Source organism: Streptomyces sp. NPDC057253, from assembly GCF_042669125.1.
Taxonomy (GTDB): domain Bacteria; phylum Actinomycetota; class Actinomycetes; order Streptomycetales; family Streptomycetaceae; genus Streptomyces.
This window is the reverse complement of record NZ_JBHUXV010000020.1, coordinates 26,108-44,968: the sequence shown is the minus strand read 5'-3', so window position 1 is coordinate 44,968 and position 18,861 is coordinate 26,108. Positions and strand designations below refer to the sequence as shown.

General features: G+C 72.3%; 15 protein-coding genes. 8 read left to right on the top strand and 7 right to left on the bottom strand.

What is annotated here, in order from left to right; genetic code table 11:
* Positions 1–39: 39 nt before the first annotated feature.
* Positions 40–1,173, bottom strand: coding sequence for an acyl-CoA dehydrogenase family protein (locus ACFULQ_RS13820; RefSeq protein WP_383542594.1), 1,134 nt, complete (start codon positions 1,171–1,173; stop codon positions 40–42).
* A 138-nt stretch (positions 1,174–1,311) separates the two neighbouring features.
* Between ACFULQ_RS13820 and ACFULQ_RS13815 the strand changes: the two genes are divergently transcribed.
* A complete protein-coding gene (locus ACFULQ_RS13815; protein ID WP_383542591.1) occupies positions 1,312–2,820 on the top strand; it encodes a class I adenylate-forming enzyme family protein in 1,509 nt (502 codons plus the stop codon).
* A gap of 35 nt (positions 2,821–2,855) precedes the next feature.
* Here ACFULQ_RS13815 and ACFULQ_RS13810 read toward each other — a convergent pair whose 3' ends face one another.
* Together ACFULQ_RS13810 and ACFULQ_RS13805 are read right to left on the bottom strand one after the other, a co-directional pair.
* Entirely contained in the window at positions 2,856–3,368 is a 513-nt protein-coding gene (locus ACFULQ_RS13810) for an EF-hand domain-containing protein (protein ID WP_383542588.1), read from the bottom strand.
* 139 nt (positions 3,369–3,507) lie between these two features.
* The gene (locus ACFULQ_RS13805) at positions 3,508–3,888 is read right to left on the bottom strand and encodes an STAS domain-containing protein (protein ID WP_383542585.1); all 381 of its coding nucleotides are present in this window, start codon (positions 3,886–3,888) and stop codon (positions 3,508–3,510) included.
* A 313-nt stretch (positions 3,889–4,201) separates the two neighbouring features.
* Here ACFULQ_RS13805 and ACFULQ_RS13800 point away from each other — a divergent pair, with 313 nt between their 5' ends.
* Positions 4,202–4,792 carry a sigma-70 family RNA polymerase sigma factor gene (locus ACFULQ_RS13800; RefSeq protein ID WP_383542583.1) on the top strand — a complete coding sequence of 197 codons (591 nt, stop codon included), beginning with the start codon at positions 4,202–4,204 and terminating at the stop codon, positions 4,790–4,792.
* Positions 4,789–6,252 carry an MDMPI N domain containing protein gene (locus ACFULQ_RS13795; protein ID WP_383542580.1) on the top strand — a complete coding sequence of 488 codons (1,464 nt, stop codon included), beginning with the start codon at positions 4,789–4,791 and terminating at the stop codon, positions 6,250–6,252. Before ACFULQ_RS13800 ends, ACFULQ_RS13795 begins: the two co-directional genes overlap by 4 nt.
* 164 nt (positions 6,253–6,416) lie before the next feature.
* Here ACFULQ_RS13795 and purU read toward each other — a convergent pair whose 3' ends face one another.
* Positions 6,417–7,298 (bottom strand): formyltetrahydrofolate deformylase, encoded by an 882-nt coding sequence (gene purU, locus ACFULQ_RS13790; RefSeq protein WP_383542578.1) that lies wholly within the window; start codon positions 7,296–7,298, stop codon positions 6,417–6,419.
* Between the two features lie 46 nt (positions 7,299–7,344).
* Positions 7,345–7,845, bottom strand: coding sequence for a hypothetical protein (locus ACFULQ_RS13785; RefSeq protein ID WP_383542576.1), 501 nt, complete (start codon positions 7,843–7,845; stop codon positions 7,345–7,347).
* A gap of 117 nt (positions 7,846–7,962) precedes the next feature.
* Between ACFULQ_RS13785 and ACFULQ_RS13780 the strand changes: the two genes are divergently transcribed.
* Positions 7,963–9,312 carry an ABC transporter substrate-binding protein gene (locus ACFULQ_RS13780; RefSeq protein ID WP_383542573.1) on the top strand — a complete coding sequence of 450 codons (1,350 nt, stop codon included), beginning with the start codon at positions 7,963–7,965 and terminating at the stop codon, positions 9,310–9,312.
* Positions 9,313–9,375: 63 nt separating this feature from the next.
* Here ACFULQ_RS13780 and ACFULQ_RS13775 read toward each other — a convergent pair whose 3' ends face one another.
* Both ACFULQ_RS13775 and ACFULQ_RS13770 read right to left on the bottom strand, forming a co-directional pair.
* A complete protein-coding gene (locus ACFULQ_RS13775) occupies positions 9,376–11,169 on the bottom strand; it encodes a hypothetical protein (RefSeq protein WP_383542570.1) in 1,794 nt (597 codons plus the stop codon).
* Between the two features lie 183 nt (positions 11,170–11,352).
* On the bottom strand, positions 11,353–12,738 hold the full coding sequence (locus ACFULQ_RS13770) for a transcriptional regulator (protein WP_383542567.1): 1,386 nt from the start codon (positions 12,736–12,738) through the stop codon (positions 11,353–11,355).
* Positions 12,739–13,044: 306 nt separating this feature from the next.
* Between ACFULQ_RS13770 and ACFULQ_RS13765 the strand changes: the two genes are divergently transcribed.
* The 4 genes from ACFULQ_RS13765 (at position 13,045) to ACFULQ_RS13750 (ending at position 18,825) form a co-directional block, all read left to right on the top strand.
* Positions 13,045–13,707, top strand: a complete 663-nt coding sequence (locus ACFULQ_RS13765; RefSeq protein WP_383542564.1) for a bifunctional DNA primase/polymerase — start codon at positions 13,045–13,047, stop codon at positions 13,705–13,707.
* Between the two features lie 24 nt (positions 13,708–13,731).
* On the top strand, positions 13,732–14,502 hold the full coding sequence (locus ACFULQ_RS13760; protein WP_383542561.1) for an ABC transporter ATP-binding protein: 771 nt from the start codon (positions 13,732–13,734) through the stop codon (positions 14,500–14,502).
* Complete coding sequence (locus ACFULQ_RS13755) at positions 14,499–16,130, top strand: transporter (RefSeq protein ID WP_383542559.1); 1,632 nt, start codon at positions 14,499–14,501, stop codon at positions 16,128–16,130. Before ACFULQ_RS13760 ends, ACFULQ_RS13755 begins: the two co-directional genes overlap by 4 nt.
* A gap of 133 nt (positions 16,131–16,263) precedes the next feature.
* Complete coding sequence (locus ACFULQ_RS13750; RefSeq protein ID WP_383542557.1) at positions 16,264–18,825, top strand: hypothetical protein; 2,562 nt, start codon at positions 16,264–16,266, stop codon at positions 18,823–18,825.
* The last annotated feature ends 36 nt before the right edge of the window (positions 18,826–18,861 follow it).

The following is an 18,861-nucleotide window of genomic DNA, read 5'->3' as shown; positions in this document are numbered from 1 at the left end:
CCCACCGGCCCGCACTCGCCAAACCACCGCACGCCGCACTCACCGCCCCTTCGGCAACCCCAGAACCCGCTCAGCCACAATGTTCCGCTGAATCTGAGACGTCCCCGCCGCGATCGTGTAGGACAACGACGACAACCGCTCCAGCACCCACTCACGCTCAAGATCCAGCGCCCCCACCCCCAACACCTCCGCGGCCACCTCGTACAACTCCTGCCGCGCATGCGAGTACCGAAGCTTGAAGACGGAACCCCCCACCCCCGGCACCCCCCCACTCCCCTCCGCCTCACTCACGTTCCACTGCGTGAGCCGCCACAACGCCCGGAACTCCGCGTTCAACCGCCCCAACCGACGCCGCACCACGGGGTCGTCCCAGCACCCGTTGTCCCGAGCCTCCACGGCAACGGCCCGCAGCACCCGCCGACAGGCGACCACCTCTCCCACGAACGCCGTCCCGCGCTCGAAGGACAGCGTCACCATGGTCACGCGCCACCCGTCGTTCTCCTCGCCCACCCGGTTCGCCACCGGCACCCGCACGTCGTCGAGGAACACCTCGGCGAACTCGGTGGACCCGGCGAGCGTCCGCAGGGGCCGCACCACGACACCGGGCGAGGACATCGGCATGGCCAGCCAGCTGATCCCCCGATGCTTCGGTGCCGCCGGATCGGTCCGCACCAACAGCTCGCACCAGTCGGCCACTTCGGCGTGCGAGGTCCAGATCTTGGACCCGGTCACCACGTAGTCGTCGCCGTCCCTGCGCGCGCGTGTGCGCAGGGAGGCGAGGTCGCTGCCGGCGTCCGGTTCGCTGAACCCCTGGCACCAGACCTCCTCGCCGCGCAGGATCGGCGGCAGCCAGCGTTCCCGCTGCTCGGCGGTGCCTTCGGCGGCGATGGTGGGCCCGGCGTGCAGCAACCCGACGAACCCGGCGCCCACATAGGGCGCGCCCGCGGTCTCGGTCTCCTCCAGGAAGATCAACCGCGTGGTCGGCGAGGCGTCCCAGTGCACGTGCGCGTACCCGGCGTCGTAGAGCATGCGCTGCCAGCCGAGGTCGTACGCCCTGCGCCCGGGCCAGTCCTGCGGGGACGGCTTCGGCGGGAGGGTGGGGAGCGCCTTGGCGAGCCACTCCCGCAGCCGCGCCCGGAACTCCTCCTCCTCCGGCGTGTACGCGAGGTCCATGACAGCCGTCCCTACCTGATGAACCGTCAGATTCTGGCAGGCTAAGTCCCGCACCCCTGGACCGACAAGGCATGGAGCCCTACGCTCTGCCCACGATCTGACTGCCCGTCAGATCTGTCACCGCACAAGGGGGCCGCCGTGACCGACACCGCCCACGCGCTCAGCGCGTCCCGCACCCTGTGGGAGCTGGTCGCCCGCCGCGCCGAACTGACCCCCGACCGCCCGGTCCTCCTCCAGGACGACCGCACGCTCACCTTCGGCGAACTTCGCGCGCGTGCCGAGCGCGTGGCGGCGGGCCTGTACGACAGGGGCGTACGCCCCGGCACGGTCGTCGCCTGGCAGCTGCCCACCCGCATCGAGACGGCCCTGCTCTCCTTCGCGCTCGCCCGCCTGGGCGCGGTGCAGTCGCCGGTCATCCCCTTCTACCGGGACCGTGAAGTCGGCTTCGCCCTGAGGGAGTCGAAGGCGGAGTTCTTCGCGGTGCCGGGCGTCTGGCGCGGCTTCGACCACACCGAGATGGCCCGGCGGCTCGGCGCCAAGGGCATCTTCGAGGCGTACGACGACCTCCCGGACGGCGATCCGGCGATCCTGCCCGCCCCGCCCGCCGACGGCACCTCGGTCCGGTGGATCTACTGGACCTCGGGGACCACCTCCGACCCCAAGGGCGTGCTGCACACGGACCGTTCACTGATCGCGGGCGGCTCCTGCCTCGCGCACGCGCTGCGTCTGACGGCGGACGACGTGGGCTCGATGGCCTTCCCGTACGCGCACATCGCGGGCCCGGACTACACCGTGATGCTGCTGCTGTACGGCTTCCCGGCGGTGATGTTCGAGCAGTTCGCGCTGCCGGACGCGCTGGCGGGCTACCGCAGGCACGGGGTGACGGTGGCGGGCGGTTCGACGGCCTTCTACTCGATGTTCCTCACCGAGCAGCGCAAACAGCCCGGTGTTCCGGTGATTCCCACGCTGCGGCTGCTCGCGGGGGGCGGGGCGCCCAAGCCGCCGGAGGTCTACCACGCCGTCGTACGGGAGCTGGGCGTGCAGCTCACCCACGGGTACGGCATGACCGAGGTGCCGATGATCACCATGGGGGCGCCGGACGACACGGTGGAGAACCTCGCGACGACCGAGGGGCGGCCGCCGGAGGGGATGTCCGTGCGGATCGTGGACGGGGAGGTGCGGCTGAAGGGGGAGGCGGTGTGCCAGGGGTATCTGGATCCGGCGCAGACCGCCGAGGCCTTCGACGAGGACGGCTATCTGCGCACCGGTGACCTGGGGTTCGTGAAGGACAGCGGCCATCTGGTGCTCACCGGACGGCTCAAGGACGTGATCATCCGCAAGGGCGAGAACATCTCGGCGAAGGAGATCGAGGACCTGCTGGCCGCGCATCCGGCCGTCGGGGACGTGGCGGTGATCGGGCTGCCGGACGCCGAGCGCGGGGAACGCGTGTGTGCCGTGGTGGAACAGCCCGAGGGCGCCGAGGAGTTGACCCTGGACGCCGTAGCGGACTACCTGCGCGCGGAAGGACTGTCGACGCACAAGCTGCCCGAGCAACTGGAGGTGGTGCCCGCCCTGCCGCGCAACGAGACCCTGCGGAAGGTGCTCAAGTACAAGCTGCGGGAGCGCTTCGGGGGGCCGGTGACCTAGCGGGCGCTGCTCGGGGGACGTGAAATCGGCGGGCGCTACTCGGGCACCGTGAAGTAGCGGGCGAAGGCGGGGACGATCTCGGCCTCGCCGACCCTGCCGTCGCCGTCGGTGTCCAGGCCGGCGGCGACCGTCCGGGCGAGGTCCTCGGCGACGCCCAGGATCCTGAGCACGCGCGCGGTGTCCTCCACCGTGGCGCGTCCGTCGCCGTCCTGGTCGGCCACGTCGATCGCCGCGTGCAGGAAGGGGCGCGCGATCTCGGCGAACCGGTCCGGGTTGTCGCGCAGCCGCTTGACCGCGCCGTTCACGAACTCGTCCCGGGTGATCCGCTGGTCGCCGTCCCGGTCCGCGATCCCCGCCATGCCCTGCCAGAACGCCTCCGCGCCGGCGTACAGCGCCTGCCCCTTGTCGGAGCGTGCCGTGGTGCCGAACTCCGCGAGCAGCGCCTTGGCCGCCACGTTGAAGTCCTCGCGGTCGATGTAGCCGTTGCCGTCCTGGTCGAAGGTGAGGAACCGGCCGGCGATCCTGCGCTCGTACTCGCTGCTGACCATGATTCTTCGGACCGCCTCACATCACATCGGGTGCATCTCGCACGGAGCGTACGACGCGAGCGGCGCCCCGGGGGCCGGAAGGCGGCGCTTGTGCCAAGACCGGGGGAATTTCGGGACAAAGGTGTGGCAGAGGCGAGGCCTATGCCGACAGTGGTCCCGCCTCCTCGTCGGTCGCCGAGTCGACGTCCGGATGGACCTCGAACAGCCGGCGCACGCCCAGCGCCCCGAGGACGCGATTGACGTGGGAGCCGTCGGCGGCGCCCTGGGCGGGCAGGATCAGCCGCAGGTCACCCCCGCAGGAGCGGATCAGCCGACGGGAGGCGATGAGCACGCCGACCCCGCTGGAGTCGCAGAAATACACGTCGGAGAGGTCGAGGACGAGACTGTGACGGCCCTCGGCCACCACGTCGTGGACGCGCTGGCGGAGCACCGGTGAGGTCACCAGGTCCAGCTCGCCCGACACACGGAGCACGGCCCACTCGCCCTGCTCGTCGCCGGTCACCTTGAACGCCACCACCATGCCCTTCCTTCGCCGGAAAGCAACCGGAAGCCTTTCCTTCGCTTCCTTGGAGCGCGGCTGCCCAGCGGCCGTTCCCTGAAACACAGACCGAGAAACGGGAAACGTTCGAAAGAGGCTTGTTTTAGTCGACTTCGATCCTGTTCGATCGTGTCTGATCAGAGAGGGAAGGGGTAGGCAAGGTCCACTACCACTCGCGGGCCCTCGGGGGGCGCGCATTGGAACAAAGGGGCGTGCGCCGTCGGGGGTGCCGACTACATTCGAGGAGACGGTGGGCGCAGGCTTGACTCGGGCACTTCCAGGGTGAGGGGGCCGTATGGCGAAGAAGGACGCACCGCCCCGCTGGGACCGCAAGATGCAGCAGCGGCTCGCACGCGGTGAGGCGGCCGCCCTCGGCGAGCTCTACGACCGTTTCGCTTCGCTTGTGCACGGTCTCGCCCACCGCGTGCTCGGAGACGAACACGCAGCCGACGGCATCACCCGGGACGTCTTCGCCCACGTCTGGGAACACCCCGAGACCTACGACCCCCAGCAGGGCCCCCTGCGCTCCTGGGTCGCCGGACTGACCCACCGCCTGGCCGTGCAGCGGCTGCGCGCCACCGAGACCGCCGCGCTCACCCAGGGCGGTGAGGGCGCGGTCGCCGACACCGAGGAGCTGGAGCGCAAGGTGCACCGCGCCTCCGTCGCCGCCCGCGCCGACTACATCGTCCAGGCCATGCCCACCCCGCTGCGGGCCGCCCTGGAGCTGGCCTACTTCCAGCGCCGCGACTACCGCCAGGCCGCCGCCGACCTCAGCATCACCGAGGACGAGGCCCGGCGCCGTCTGCGCCTCGGCCTGCAACTCCTGTCCACCGCCCACGACTCCGGAGCGCCGGGGTCCCCGCCGGGATACGGGGGCGCGGCGTGAGCGACCGTTTCGAGGCGTACGACGACCCGCGCGACGGTGACGAGGGCCAGGTTCCGGGCGGCACCGGCCACACGGGCGGCCGCGGGAACGGAAGCGACGGCACCGGCGACCCCGACGGCACCCCCGAGCGGGACGGCGACCCCCTCGCCCCGGGTGCGCCCGGCGGCGGCCACGGCTCGCCCGGCATGCCCGGCGACCGTGACGGCCGGGGCGGCCCCGGTCTGCCCGGCGGCGGTGACGGTCCCGGCGTTCCCGGCCCCGACCGCCCGCCCCGCATACCCCTGCCCCGCGCCTCCGTGGAGGACACCGGGCGCCCCCTGCCCGAGCCGGCCGAACCGCCCGCCCCCCTGATCCTGGAGCACCCCGTGCTCAAGTCACTGCTCGGGGCATGGGCACTGGCGGCGTGTTCCGCGGCGGAGACGGCCGCCGTGGAGGATCACCTCGGGGTCTGCGGCACCTGCGCCGAGGAGGCACTGCGGCTGCGCGGCGCGGTCGGGCTGCTCCAGCGCCCGGAGAGCCTCGACCTGGACCCCGGTCTGCGCACCCGCGTCCTCGACGGCTGCCTCGACCGCCGCCCGCCGCGCATCCCGATCCCCAAGTGGGCGACGCCGTACGACGCCGAGACCGCCCGTCTCGACGCCCTGCTCCAGGACTTCGGCGACGCCGAGTGGCACGCCCCGGTGCGGCTGCGCTGGTTCGACGCCGACGAGGCCACGAGCCGCCGTACGACGGTCGCCGGGGTCATGGCCCACCTGCTGTCGGTCGACGGCCTGGTCGCGGTCGCGCTGGGCCTGGACGACCCCATGGGCGAGGTCCCCGCGGACGCGCCCACCCCGGCCGGCCGCACCGAGGCGTACTGGCGCGCGTCGCACTTCCCGCCGACCCGCTCCGTGCGCACCCCCTGGCGCGAGCAGAGCCACGACCTGGTGCGCACGGTGTCCTTCACCGGCGGCACCACCGGCGAACTCCCCGTGCCCTACGGCGACTTCTCGCTGCCGCTGCGCGACGCGATGCTGGACCGCGCCTTCGAGTGCTGGGTCCACGCGGAGGACATCGCGGAGGCGGTCGACTACCCCTACGACCCGCCGTCCCCCCGCCACCTCAACAAGATGATCGACCTGGGGGCGCGGATGCTGCCGGCGGTGCTGGCGGAACGGCGGAAGAAGGGCCTCGCGGCCCCGGCCCACGGCAGGCACCTGGTCCCGGCCGGCCGCCCCGGCCGCAGCCTGCGGCTGGAGATCGAGGGCCATGGGGGCGGCGAGTGGCTGATCCCTCTCGACTCCCCCGCGGAGGTGGGTTCGGCGGAGCACGAGGTGGCCCATGTGGCCCTGGACGGCGTGGAGTTCTGCCAGCTGGTGGCAGGCCATGTACCTCCGGCGGAGGCGGCGGCGGGGCAACTGGGTGACCGCGAAGCGATCAGGGACGTCCTGTACGCGGCGGCGAGCATGAGCCGTCTGTAGGGACGGGTTGCGCTTTCGGGCCGACAGCAGGTGAGTGGGGGCTGGCCGCGCAGTTCCCCGCGCCCCTGAAGGCGCGTCCAGCTGAGCTCTTTTAGGGGCGCGGGGAACTGCGCGACCAGCCACAAACGACCCGCAGCCGCCCCACGACAACCAGCCCCGAGTTCCTAGGCGAACACCACCGTCCGCCGACCGTTCAGCAGGATCCGCCGCTCCGCATGCCACTTCACCGCCCGCGCCAGCGCCTGGCACTCCACGTCCCGCCCGATCGCGACCAGCTGGTCCGGCGTCACGCCATGCCCCACCCGCTCGACCTCCTGCTCGATGATCGGCCCCTCGTCGAGGTCGGCGGTCACATAGTGCGCCGTCGCCCCGATCAGCTTCACACCCCGCGCATGAGCCTGGTGATAAGGCTTCGCACCCTTGAAGCTCGGCAGGAACGAGTGGTGGATGTTGATGATCCGCCCGCTCAGCTGCTTGCACAGGTCGTCCGACAGGACCTGCATGTACCGGGCGAGCACGACCAGCTCGACGTCCTGCTCCCGCACCAGCTCCAGCAGCCGCGCCTCCGCCTCGGCCTTGTTCTCCCGCGTCACCGGAATGTGGTGGAAGGGAATGTCGTACGACCCCACGAGCTCGGCGAAGTCGGTGTGGTTGGACACCACCGCGGCGATGTCCACCGGAAGGGCTCCGATCCGCGCGCGGAACAGCAGGTCGTTCAGGCAGTGCCCGAACCTGCTGACCATGAGCACGACCCGCATCCGGTCCTCGGCCCGGTGGATCTGCCAGTCCATGTGGAAGGAGTCACCGATCGCCGCGAAGGACGCCCGCAGCTTGTCCACGGTGACCGGCGCCTCCGCCGAGAAGTGGACGCGCATGAAGAACAGACCCGTGTCGTGGTCGCCGAACTGCTGGCTGTCCTCGATGTTGCAGCCGGTCATGAAGAGGTAGCTCGACACGGCGTGCACGATGCCCTTCCTGTCGGGGCAGGACAGGGTCAGCACGTACTGGTCGGCCGGGGCCTCGGCTCGGGGGGACTGCGCGTTCATGCAGGACAGGGTCGCATATCCACCGCCGCGGCCGGGACCGCGTCCGTCACGCGGACCGGGTCATGATCTGGAGCACCTGGAGCGTGCGCGGCGGGGCGTCCGGGTCCTCCCCGTCGGCCATCGCCATCCGCACGTGCGCGTCCCGCGCCGCCCGCACGGCGTCCGGCCACCCCGGGTTCTCCATGTACACGGAGACGGGGGCATCCGGACCGACCTGGTGCATGATCCGCAGGACGCGCAGGACGGCGGTGTCGACGAGGGCCGCCTCCTGGGAGTCCCGGAAGATCGTGCCGACGTACTTCTCGGCGGACCAGTTGTCCAGCCAGGTGTCCTCGACGAGGCGGTACACGGCGTCGGTGACGTCCCCGTACCCCTCGACACCGGTCAGCCAGACGTTCTGCTGGAACGTGGGGTCGGAGAGCATGTGCAGCGCGGAGCGCACATTGCTGCGCCAGCGCCACCACGGCATGTCGTTCAGTGGCATGCCGCCCATGGTGGAGGAGCGACGGCCGCGACGGGAAGAGTTCTCCGAACCTTGCACGGTCACCGATCGTACGTTCTCGCCCGAACGTGCCCCACAGGCCCCCGCTGTTCACCTTTACGTCACCGTTCGTTGACCGAGGGTCACTCCCGAGTTGGCGGTGTGACGGAAGCGTGTAGGTCCATGACCGGCAGGCGACGCATCCGCAGCACCTTCCTCTCCCGGCACCACCGACCCGTCAGAGCCGCCCTCGCGGCGGGGGCGCTCGCGGCGTGTGCCGCCCTCGCCGCCGGTTGCGGGGTCGTCCCCGGTACCACGGGGGGTTCCGGGGACGGCTCGATCAAGGTCATGACCTGGGCCCCCTCGGGCACCGAGGCGACCAACAAACCCGGCATGCCCGCCTTCGCCCAGGCCTACGCCCGCTGGATCAACGCCTCGGGCGGCATCAACGGCCATAAGCTCACCGTCCTGACCTGCAACGACAACAACGACGGCGTGTCCGCCGCGAAGTGCGCCCGGCGCGCGGTCAAGGAGAACGTCGTCGCGGTCGTCGGCTCCTACAGCCAGTACGCCGACTCCTTCTTCCCGCCCCTGGAGGGCGCGGGCATCCCCTACATCGGCGGCTACGGCGTGACCAACGCCGAGTTCACCAGCCCGCTCTCCTATCCCGTCAACGGCGGCCAGCCCACCCTGCTGGCCGGTCTCGGCAAGGAGCTCGCCCGGGACTGCGGCGACGTCACCCTCGTACGGCCCGACACCATCGCGGGCGACGAGCTGCCCGTGCTCCTCGACTCCGGGCTGACCACCGGTGGCCACCGGGCCGCGAGCGACGTGCGGGCGGCGGACGACGCCAGCGAGTACTCGTCGCAGTCCGTCAAGGCGCTCGACGGCGCGACGGCCGGTTCCGCGGCCTCGGGCGGCTCGGGTGCCGGGGCGGGCAAGCAGGGGTGCGTGGTGCCCGCGCTGGGCGATCGGACCAGCACCTTCATGGACTCCTTCCGGCGCGCCCGCGCCGAGTACCCGCGGGTGCGCACGGCCATGGCGATGGGCAGCGTCGACCAGACGGAGATCGACGCGTCCGGCGGCGCCTCGGGGCCCTACGAGGGGTCGTACATCACCGGCTGGTACCCGGTGGAGAGCGACGCCCGCTGGGACGCGATGAAGAAGGTCATCAACAAGGAGGCCTTCGGCGACAACCGCATCGACTCGGCGGACGCGGGCGTGCAGACCACCTGGATCGCCTACACGGTGTTCAGGAAGGCCGTCGAGTCGCTCGGTGGCGGCGAGGTGTCCGCCGACAGCGTGCGGGGCGTCCTCAACGACGGCCTGAAGATACCGACGGGCGGGCTGACGCCGACCCTCCAGTGGCCCCGGGACACCTGGGCCTCCACGAACCACCTCGCCTCGGTGGGCTTCCCGCGCATGGTCAACGCCAACGTGACCCTCCAGGTCGTCCGCCAGGGGCAGCTCGTCGCGGCCCGCAAGGGCTTCACCGACGTGACGCAGACCCTCAGGAACGCCGACATCGACTGACGCGACCGACGCGACGGAAGCGACCGACGGGCGGGGGTGCGGAAGGCGCCCCCGCCCGTCCGTTCACAGCTGGGTCGCCGAGCGCTCCGTCAGGCTGTACTTCTTCGCGATGGCGTTCCACAGCCGGGCCGCCCTGGCCTTCTCGGTGCTGGCGGTGCCGCTGTCCCGGTTGCCGGCCGCGGTCTGGCCCGTGGTGCGGGCCTGACCCTTCTTGCAGCCCTTCTTGCCGGCCGCCTGGTCGGCCCAGGCCGCGTAGTGGTTGTCGGCGGACGCCGACGCCCGCCAGGCCTTGGTGAGGGCCTCGGTCAGCTCGGCGTGGCTCGGCAGCTGGTCGACCGAGAGGCCGCCCAGGCGGGTCACCAGCTCGGTGCGCTGACCCGCCGCCGCCCGCAGGTCCTGGGCGGCCTGGCCGAGGTTCTTGCAGGACTTCACGTTCGCGACCGCGTTGATCACCGAGGAACGGCTGTTGCCGCTGTCGGCGAGCAGCTTGTCCAGCTCGACGGCCTGCGCCTTCGCCGGGTCGGCGGCCGGCGAGGACGATCCCCCGGTCGCCGGAGCCGTCGCCGACACGGTCTGGTTCTTGTCGCCCCCGTCACCGCCGCCGCCCCCGGCGAGCAGCGCGCCCGCGCCGATGCCGAGCACGACGATGCCGACGCCCACGGCGGCCAGGACCGGCACCCGCGAGCGCCCACGGCCGCCGCGACCGCCGTCGTCGTACCCGTCACCGCCCGGCGGGACGTACGGCGGCTGCGGGGCGCCGTACGACGGCTGCGGGGCGCCGTAGGCGGGGGGCACGGCCTCGGGTGGGGTGAAGCGCGGCATCTGCTGGGTGGACGCGGCGCCGCCGTCGGCGCCCTGGCCGCGGAAGAGGTTGTCGAAGTCGGAGGGCGGCTGCCGGTCGCCCCCCGCGGCCTGACCCGGCACGGGCGCGATGAACTGGGTGGCCTGGGCGTCGGGGCCGTACCCGGCCTGCGCGCCGTAGCCGGCCTGTGGGTGCTGCCCCGCCTCGGGCGGGAGGGCGCCGGGGTGCACCGGCGGGATGAACTGGGTGGCGCCCTCGTCGGCGGCGGCCGGGATCGGCGGGATGACCTGCGTGGCGCCCTCGTCGACGGGCGGCAGGGGCGCGGAGGCGGGCGTGCCGGAGGCCGACGGGAGGGGCTGGCCGACCGGCGGGAGGTAGTAAGACGTCGGCTCGTCGGTCTGGTAGCCGGGCGCGGGCTGCTGTGGTGCGGGCGCGGCCCCGGGGGCCTCGTAGGGCGCTACCTGGCCCTGCTGCGGGGGCAGCGGCTGGGACTGCGCGGCGGGCGCCGACGGGAGGGGCCCGCCGACCGGCGGGAGGTAGTAGGAGGTGGGCTCGTTGGTGTCGTAGCCCGGAGCGGGCTGCTGCGGGGGCGGCAGCGGCTGGGACTGCGGCGGTATGCCGCCCGGCTGCTGCGGGGTGCCCGGGGGCTGCTGCGGGACGCCCCAGGTCTGGGTGGGCGGCTGCGACCAGTCCTGGGCGGGCGGCTGGGCCTGGCTCTGCTGCTGGTCGGGGCCCCACGGGGTGCCCCAGGCCTGACCGCCGGGCGGCTGGGCGTAGGCGGGGCCGGCGGAGGGCCCGCCGTACGCCGGGTCGGGCGCCGGACGGGACGGGTCCGCCTGCGGAGAGCCGCCGTAACCGTCCTGCTGCGGGGCCCCGTAGCCGGGTTGCGGCGGGCTTCCGTAGCCGCCCTGCGGCGGGGTGCCGTAACCGGGTTGCGGGGTGCCGTAGCCACCCGTCTGTCCCGGCAGCAGGGGTTCCCCGCCGTCGGAGGGCAGCACGATGCCTTCGCGCGCTTCGCGCGCCGAGGGCTGCTCGCCCTGTCCACTCTGCGTCACCGGGACTCCTACTTATGGGGGAACTTCGGAATCGTCGGCTCACGCTACCGGGTCCGCCGAGCCCGGTGCCACGTAGCACAGGTCGTGACCTGCGCCGCTGTGACCGCGGTAACAAATCCCGGGAGATCCCGTGACAGTTCCGGGCTCGTGTCCGCTGTATACGTCTCTCCTGCGCGGCCTCCCTTAGGCGGCTGCCTGAAGGTCGAGGCGGGCCCCGAACTCCCTGACGACGGCCTCGTCCCGGAACGGCTCCAGGCGCTGCTGGAAGTCGTCGAGGTACTCCGCGCCCCGGTTGGAGCGGACGGTCTCCAGCAACTCCACCGCTTTCAGGCCGGTGTTGCAGGCCTGCTCGATCTCGCGCTGCTGCACCTGCGCGGTGGCGAGCAGGACGTACCCGATGGCCCGGCGGCGCGCCTTGTTCTCCGGAAGGCCGTCCAGGGACTCCTGTGCGCACCGGGCCGCCGCGTCGGCCTGACCGAGGTCGCGGTGGCAGTGCGCCAACTCGTCGGCCAGATAGGCCTCGTCGAAGTGCGCGATCCACGCCGGGTCGTCACCGGAGGAGGGGTCCGCCGCCTCCAGCGCGCTCACCGCCCGCCCCGACGCGACCTGGGTGGCCCGCGCGTCGCCCATCAGCGCGTGCCCGCGGGCCTCCGCCGCGTGGAACATCGCCTCCGCGCGCGGAGTCACCCGCCCCCGTGCCCCTTCCTGCGCCGCCCGCGCCAACTGGGCGATCTCGCGCGGGTTCCCGAGCTGCGCGGCGAGGTGGCTCATGGACGCGGCGAGCACATAGCCGCCGTACCCGCGGTCGCCGGCCGCCTGCGCGAGCCGCAGTGCCTGGATGTAGTACCGCTGGGCCAGGCCCGGTTGACCGGTGTCGATCGCCATGTATCCGGCGAGCTCGGTGAGTCGGGCCACCGCGGCGAACAGATCGCGCCCGACGGCCTCCCGGTACGACCCCGCGAGCAGCCCGGAGACCACGCTGTTGAGGTAGTGCACGACGACCGGGCGCACATGCCCGCTGCCGTACTGGTGGTCGAGGTCGACGAGGGCCTGGGTCATCGCGCGCACGGCCGCCACGTCGGACTGGCCCACGCGCGGGCCCGCCTGGCGGGCCACCTGTGAGTCGGGCGAGGAGATCAGCCAGTCCCGGCTGGGCTCGACCAGCGCGGACGCGGCGACCGAGGAGCCGGACAGGAAGTCCCGGCGGCCCACGTCACTGCGCCACAGCTCACACACCTGCTCGATGGCGCCCAGTACCGTCGGCGAGAACTGGAGGCCGACACCGGAGGCGAGGTTCTTGCCGTTGGCCATGCCGATCTCGTCGATCGTGACCGTCCGGCCGAGCTTGCGCCCGAGCGCCTCCGCGATGATCGCGGGCGCCCGGCCCCGCGGCTGCTGTCCCCGTAGCCAACGGGCCACGGACGTCTTGTCGTAGCGCAGGTCGAGGCCGTGCTCGGCACCGCACATGTTGACGCGGCGGGCGAGCCCGGCGTTCGAGCACCCCGCCTCCTGGATGAGCGCCTGCAGTCGTTCGTTCGGCTGCCGCGCGACGAGTGGCCTTGCGGCCATGGCGTACCCCCTGTGGCTGCGGTGCCTGCCCACGCACCGAGTTGACGTGTCTTCCACTCCCGGACCTCGTCGGTGTGAACGAAAAGATCCGGCCGTGAAGATCAATGCCCCGCTGAGACAGCTAAAATGCGAGGCATGCGAGGATTGCCGGGGTAAAGGCGGAAGCCTGCCCCTCTCGTGGCTACCCAGCTCACGCCCCGGGCCCTCCCGCGCGCCCCCACACGTGCATCCATGCGCCCCAGATGCCGAATCAATGCTCCTCCCCCGCGCGCGCTACAGCCGTAACCCGAGGTGGGCGCGGGAGTTGTGTTGAGCGTGGAAGAGACGATCGCGGGCCCCGAGGCCGCTCAGATTCCGCAGCAGCGCGGGGAATCGCTGCTGGAGACAGCCGTACGATACGCCGAGGAGCGCCACTGGGACGTCTTTCCCGGCACCTGGCTGGAAGCCGTCGACGGGGTGCAGCGCTGCTCCTGCGGTGACACCGCGTGCGCCGCCCCGGGGGCGCATCCCTCGCGGGAGGACTGGGCGACGCAGGCCACGGGCAGTGCGACCGTCGCGCGCCGGATGTGGCAGAAGCAGCCGACGGCTTCCATCCTGCTGCCGACGGGACGGACGTTCGACTCGATCTCGGTGCGGGACACGGCGGGGTTCCTCGCGCTGGCCCGCATGGAGCGCATGGAGTTGACGCTCGGTCCGGTGACGTTGACGCCCGATCGCCGGATGCACTTCTTCGTGCTGCCGGGTGCCTCCGCGAAGGTGCCGGATCTCGTGCGCAGGCTGGGATGGGCTCCCACCTCGCTCGACCTCGTGGTGCTGGGCGAGGGGTCGTTCGTCGCGGCGCCCCCGACCCGGTACGGCTCCTCCGGGGCGGTGCAGTGGGCCTGTCGGCCCACCGCGGCGAACCGGTGGCTGCCGGACGCCGAGGAGCTGATCTCGCCGCTCGCCTATGCGTGCGGCCGGGACAGGTGAGGTGCCCCCCTAGAGTGGGCGTTCATGACGTCGGCTGTGCGTGTGCGGGGGCTCTGGAAGCGGTTCGGGCAGCAGGTAGCGGTTGCCGGCATTGATCTGGAGCTGCCCGCGGGGAAGTTCATCGGGCTCGTCGGGCCCAACGGAGCCGGGAAGACCACCACGCTCTCCATGGTGACCGGGCTGCTGCGGCCCGATCAGGGATCCGTCTGTGTGGCCGGGCACGACGTGTGGCGGGACCCGGTGGCGGTGAAGGCCCGGATCGGGGTGCTGCCCGAGGGGCTGCGGCTGTTCGAGCGGCTCTCCGGGCGGGAACTGCTCGCCTACTCCGGGCGGTTGCGGGGGCTGCCCGGGGGCGAGGTCGACCGGCGGGCCTCGCAACTGCTCGACGTGCTGGATCTCGCGGGGGCCCAGCACAAGCTGGTCGTCGACTACTCGACCGGGATGCGCAAGAAGATCGGGCTCGCGGCCGCCCTGCTCCACAATCCCGAGGTGCTGTTCCTCGACGAGCCCTTCGAGGGCGTCGATCCGGTCTCCGCGCAGACCATCCGGGGCGTGCTGGAGCGGTACACCGGCTCCGGCGCCACCGTCGTCTTCTCCTCGCATGTGATGGAGCTCGTGGAGTCCCTGTGCGACTGGGTGGCCGTCATGGCCGCCGGTCGCATCCGCGCGCACGGTCCGCTCGACGAGGTGCGCGGTGCGGCGCCCTCCCTCCAGCGCGCGTTCCTCGAACTCGTGGGCGCACAGGCGCAGGACGCCGGGGCGAACCTGGACTGGCTGGGCGGCGGGGCCCGATGACGGCGTCCGCCTCTGCGGCCGGGGTCGCGCCGGGCCCGGCGACGCAGGACGTCACCCCGGTCGTCGTACGGCTGAAGCTGTCGCTGCTCCGGAACGGTCTGCGGCAGTCCGGTGGGCGGCGGGCCGCCTACATCGGCTCGGCCGTCGCCGTGCTGCTCTTCTCGGTCCTCCAGCTGATCGGGCTGGTCGTGCTGCGCGGCAACGAGCACGCGGACTCCGTCGTCGTCCCGCTCATCGCCGTCCTCGCGGTCGGCTGGGCCGTGATGCCGCTGTTCTTCCCCGGCGGCGACGAGACCCTCGACCCCACCCGGCTGGTGATGCTGCCGCTGCGCCCCCGGCCCCTGGTGCGGGCGCTGCTTGTGGCCTCCCTGGTCGGCATCGGGCCGGTGTTCACGCTCAGCCTGCTCGTCGGGTCCGTGGTCGCCGTCGCGCACGGAATGGTGGCGTACGTCCTCTCCGCGGTCGCCGTCCCGCTCGCGCTGCTGGTCTGCGTGGCCCTCGCGCGGGCGGTCGCGGTGGCCAACCTCCGGCTGCTGAGCAGTCGCAAGGGCCGTGATCTGGCGGTGCTGAGCGGACTGGTCGTCGCCGTCGGGGCGCAGGTCGTGAACTTCGGTGCGCAGCGGCTGGGTTCGGGTGGACTCGGGCAGCTGGACGGACCGGCCGGCGTGCTGGAGTGGATCCCGCCCGCCTCCGCGATCGGGGCGGTCGGCTCGGCGAGCGAGGGGGCGTACGGGGTCGCCGTACTGCAACTCGCCCTGTCCGCAGTCGCGTTGGCGGGCGTTCTCGCCCTCTGGTCGCGTCATCTCACCCGGCTGATGACCTCGCCCGACGGCTCCACGCTGCCGTCCTCCCAAGGGGCCTCCCGGGAGCGGGGCTCAACCGGGCTCGCGCGGCTGCTGCCCGGCGGCCGCACCGGCACCGTGATGGAGCGCAGCCTGCGCTATGTGTGGCGCGACCCCAAGACCAAGGCAGCGTGGGTGACTTCGCTGGCCATCGGTCTGATCGTGCCGGTGTTCAACGCGGTGCAGGGCACGGGCTCGATCTACTTCTCCTGCTTCGCCGCCGGGATGCTCGGTGTGCAGATGTACAACCAGTTCGGGCAGGACACCTCCGCGTTCTGGATGGTCGCGCTGACCATTTCCTCCACGCGGGACGCCTATGTCGAACTACGCGCGCGTGCACTGGCGTTGCTGGTGATCACCCTGCCCTACGCCACGCTCGTCACCGTGGTGACCACCGCGCTGATCGGCGACTGGCCGAAGCTGCCCGAGGTGCTCGGCATGTCCTTCGCGCTGCTCGGGGCGATGCTGGCGACCGGGGCGTGGACGTCGGCACGCTTCCCGTACTCGATTCCGCAGGAGGGCTACAAGAACGTGGCCCCGGGGCAGTCCGGACTCGCCGCGGCCGCCGTCGTCGGCGGGATGGTCTCGGCCGCGCTGCTGTGCGCTCCGGTGATCGCCCTGGCGATCTGGGCCAACGTCAGCGCGGGCGGCGACGAGTGGAGCTGGGTGCTGCTGCCGGTGGGCGCGGTCTACGGGGCGGTGATCACGCTCGCGGGGCTGCGGCTGGCGGCGCCGCGGACGGCACGGCGGCTGCCGGAGATCCTGATGGCGGTCAGCAAGGGCTGACGGATCGTCGGGGTGGGTGGCCGGGGCCGGTGTCGGACCCCTTGTCTAGAGTGCACTGTGCGACTCCTGTGAGGTGTGGACCCGGGTAGGTCGCACGGGGGATCAGGGGATTCAGGGGCAAGGGGATTGATTCATGAACGGTGTTCGAAGATCCGTCGGGGCTGCGCTGTGCGGGGCGGTACTGACCGCGTCCGTGCTGCTCGCGCCTTCGGCCGGGGCGGCTCCGGGGCAGGCCGGGACCACTCCGGTGCACGCCGGCACAGGGACGGTGCACGCTCAACAGGGCGCTGAGGGCGTCGAGTTGGGCAACGGTGACCGCGTCGACCTGGTCGGCGGCCGGAACCTGCACATCACCGCCGCGGACCGCGCGGAGCGGACCCGCTACTCGTTCGCGTCGCTCGACGGCCGGGTCTCCGTGCGGCCGAGCGCCGAGCGCGCGGCGGACCGGGAGCCGGCGAGCCTCGCGGTGAAGCCGGCCACCGCCACCGCTGCGACGGCCGCGACCACGACCGCCGCCGCGGGGACGTACTCCGTCAAGCTGACGATCACGCACGCGGACTACGTGGCGAGCAAGCTGTTCTACGTCTGGGACCGCACGAACTGGACGTCGTACCCGGTCAACAGCGACGGGCGCGGGCCGACCTCCACCGTCAAGCTGCCGCCGGGCGACTACTTCGCCGTGGCGCTGCACGTCGACTGGCAGCAGCCGAGCTACCTGCTCACACAGTCCTTCACGGTCGGCTCGGCCGCGAAGACGGTGAACTTCGACCAGCGGGCGGCCAAGGAGACCGGCATCCGCACCGACGACACCACCGCCACCCGGCAGTCGGCCGCGGTCTGGCTGACCGTGCCGGGCGGTGGCCTGGCGGGCTTCGCGGGGTCCGGCGACGACAAGGTGTACGTCACGCCCTTCACCCTGCCGGGCGTCTCGCTGCGCATCCATGACGTCCTGGCGAAGAAGGGCTCCTCGGCGAGCGTCCCGAGCCCTTACCGCTACGACCTCACCCACAGCTTCACCAGCACCGTGCCGACCTCGCCCATCAAGAAGGTCGCCCAGGCCTCCCTGGCCAGGACGGTCACCACGATCGGCGCCCCGGGCACCCGAACGACCGCCTTCCTCCAGTCGGTGCCCAACTTCGGCGAGTGGACCGGCGTCTACATCGGCAACGCGGTGCCGGTGGCCGGTTCGGTCACGGAGTACGTCACCCCGGGCGTCGCCTACGGCCGGATCCTGGACTACGGCACCTTCGACCAGTACCTCAACCTGCCGGCCCGCACCCTGCCCGCCGGCACGAGCACGGGCGAGACGCTGGGCGCGGCCCCGCTCCAGCCCGTCCTCGGCGAGGGCACCGGCTCGCAGCTCTACAACCACCGGCTCCACCTGGACGAGGGAAGCGCCTTCGGCGACGCCGACGGACACCAGGGGACCGACGGCCGCGCGCTGTCCTCGTACCGGGTCACCGGCGCGGACGGCGTCGTCTACGCCGACGGTTCCGGCATCGACGCCTACCACTCGCTGACCTCCTCGGCGCTGCCGTCGCGGGAGCAGTCGTACACCCTGGAGCAGACCACGCACCGCCGGGTGCCGTACGCGCGGCTGGCCACAGACGTGCGCACCACCTGGACGTTCCGCGCCGGCAGCACCTTCGGGGGCGTCTCCGGGCGGGTGCTCCCGCTCATCGACACCCAGGTGAAGGTCTCGGGCCTCGACGGCTCGGGCCGGGCCGCCGCCGGGACCGTGCGGGTCGCCGCGAGCGCGTCCACCCGCAACGCCGACGCGGACAGCGCCCACACGCGCGTGACCGGCCTCGCCGCCTCGACCGACGGCGGCACCACCTGGACCGACCTGCCGCTCGCGGCGGACGGTTCGGCGCCGTACACGGTCCCTGCCGACGCCGCCTACGTCACCCTGCGCGTGACGGCCGTCGACGACCTGGGCGGCAGCCTCAGCCGCACCCTCGTGCGGGCCTTCGCGGGCCCCGCCCGGCTGGGTGACGAGACGGTCGGCTCGACCCGGATCTCTAACGTCGTCGTCAACGGCGGCAAGCCGGTCCGGCTCGACGACCAGCCGCTCCAGGAGTTCACCGCGAAGTTCACCGCCACCGACCCGTCCGGCATCGCGGGCGGCGACATGTACCTGTACAAGGGGTCCTACGACGCCCCGAGCGCGGTGCTCTACGCCACCTGGCCCGCGTCCTGCACCAAGGTCGACGCGACGACGGCGACCTGCACGGCCGAGTTCGCCTACATCCAGCCCCGCTGGGCCTTCGGGCGCAACGCCCTCGCGGGCACCTGGAACACGGCCGCCTGGGCCGAGTCCGGGGACGGCAGCGGGTTCACCGACCGGCACGCGGTGAGGTCGGTGCCGGTGCTGCGGGACGCGGCCCTGACGGTCAACGCCTCGCCGGAGCCCGTCGCGAAGAACAAGACCCTCACCGTCACCGGGAAGCTCTCCCGGGCCGACTGGGAGACCCTCGGGGGCTTCCACGGATACGCGGGGCAGAAGGTGCGGCTCCAGTTCCGCAAGAAGGGCGCGAGCACGTACACGACCGTCAAGACGGTCACGACGAACAGCACCGGGAACCTGAAGACCACGGTCAAGGCCACCACCGACGGCTACTGGCGCTACAGCTTCACGGGCAGCGCCACGACGGCGACCGCCACGGCGGGCGGCGACTACGTCGACGTGCGCTGAGCCTGCACGGCCCCCGGCGGACGTGGTTCGCCGGGG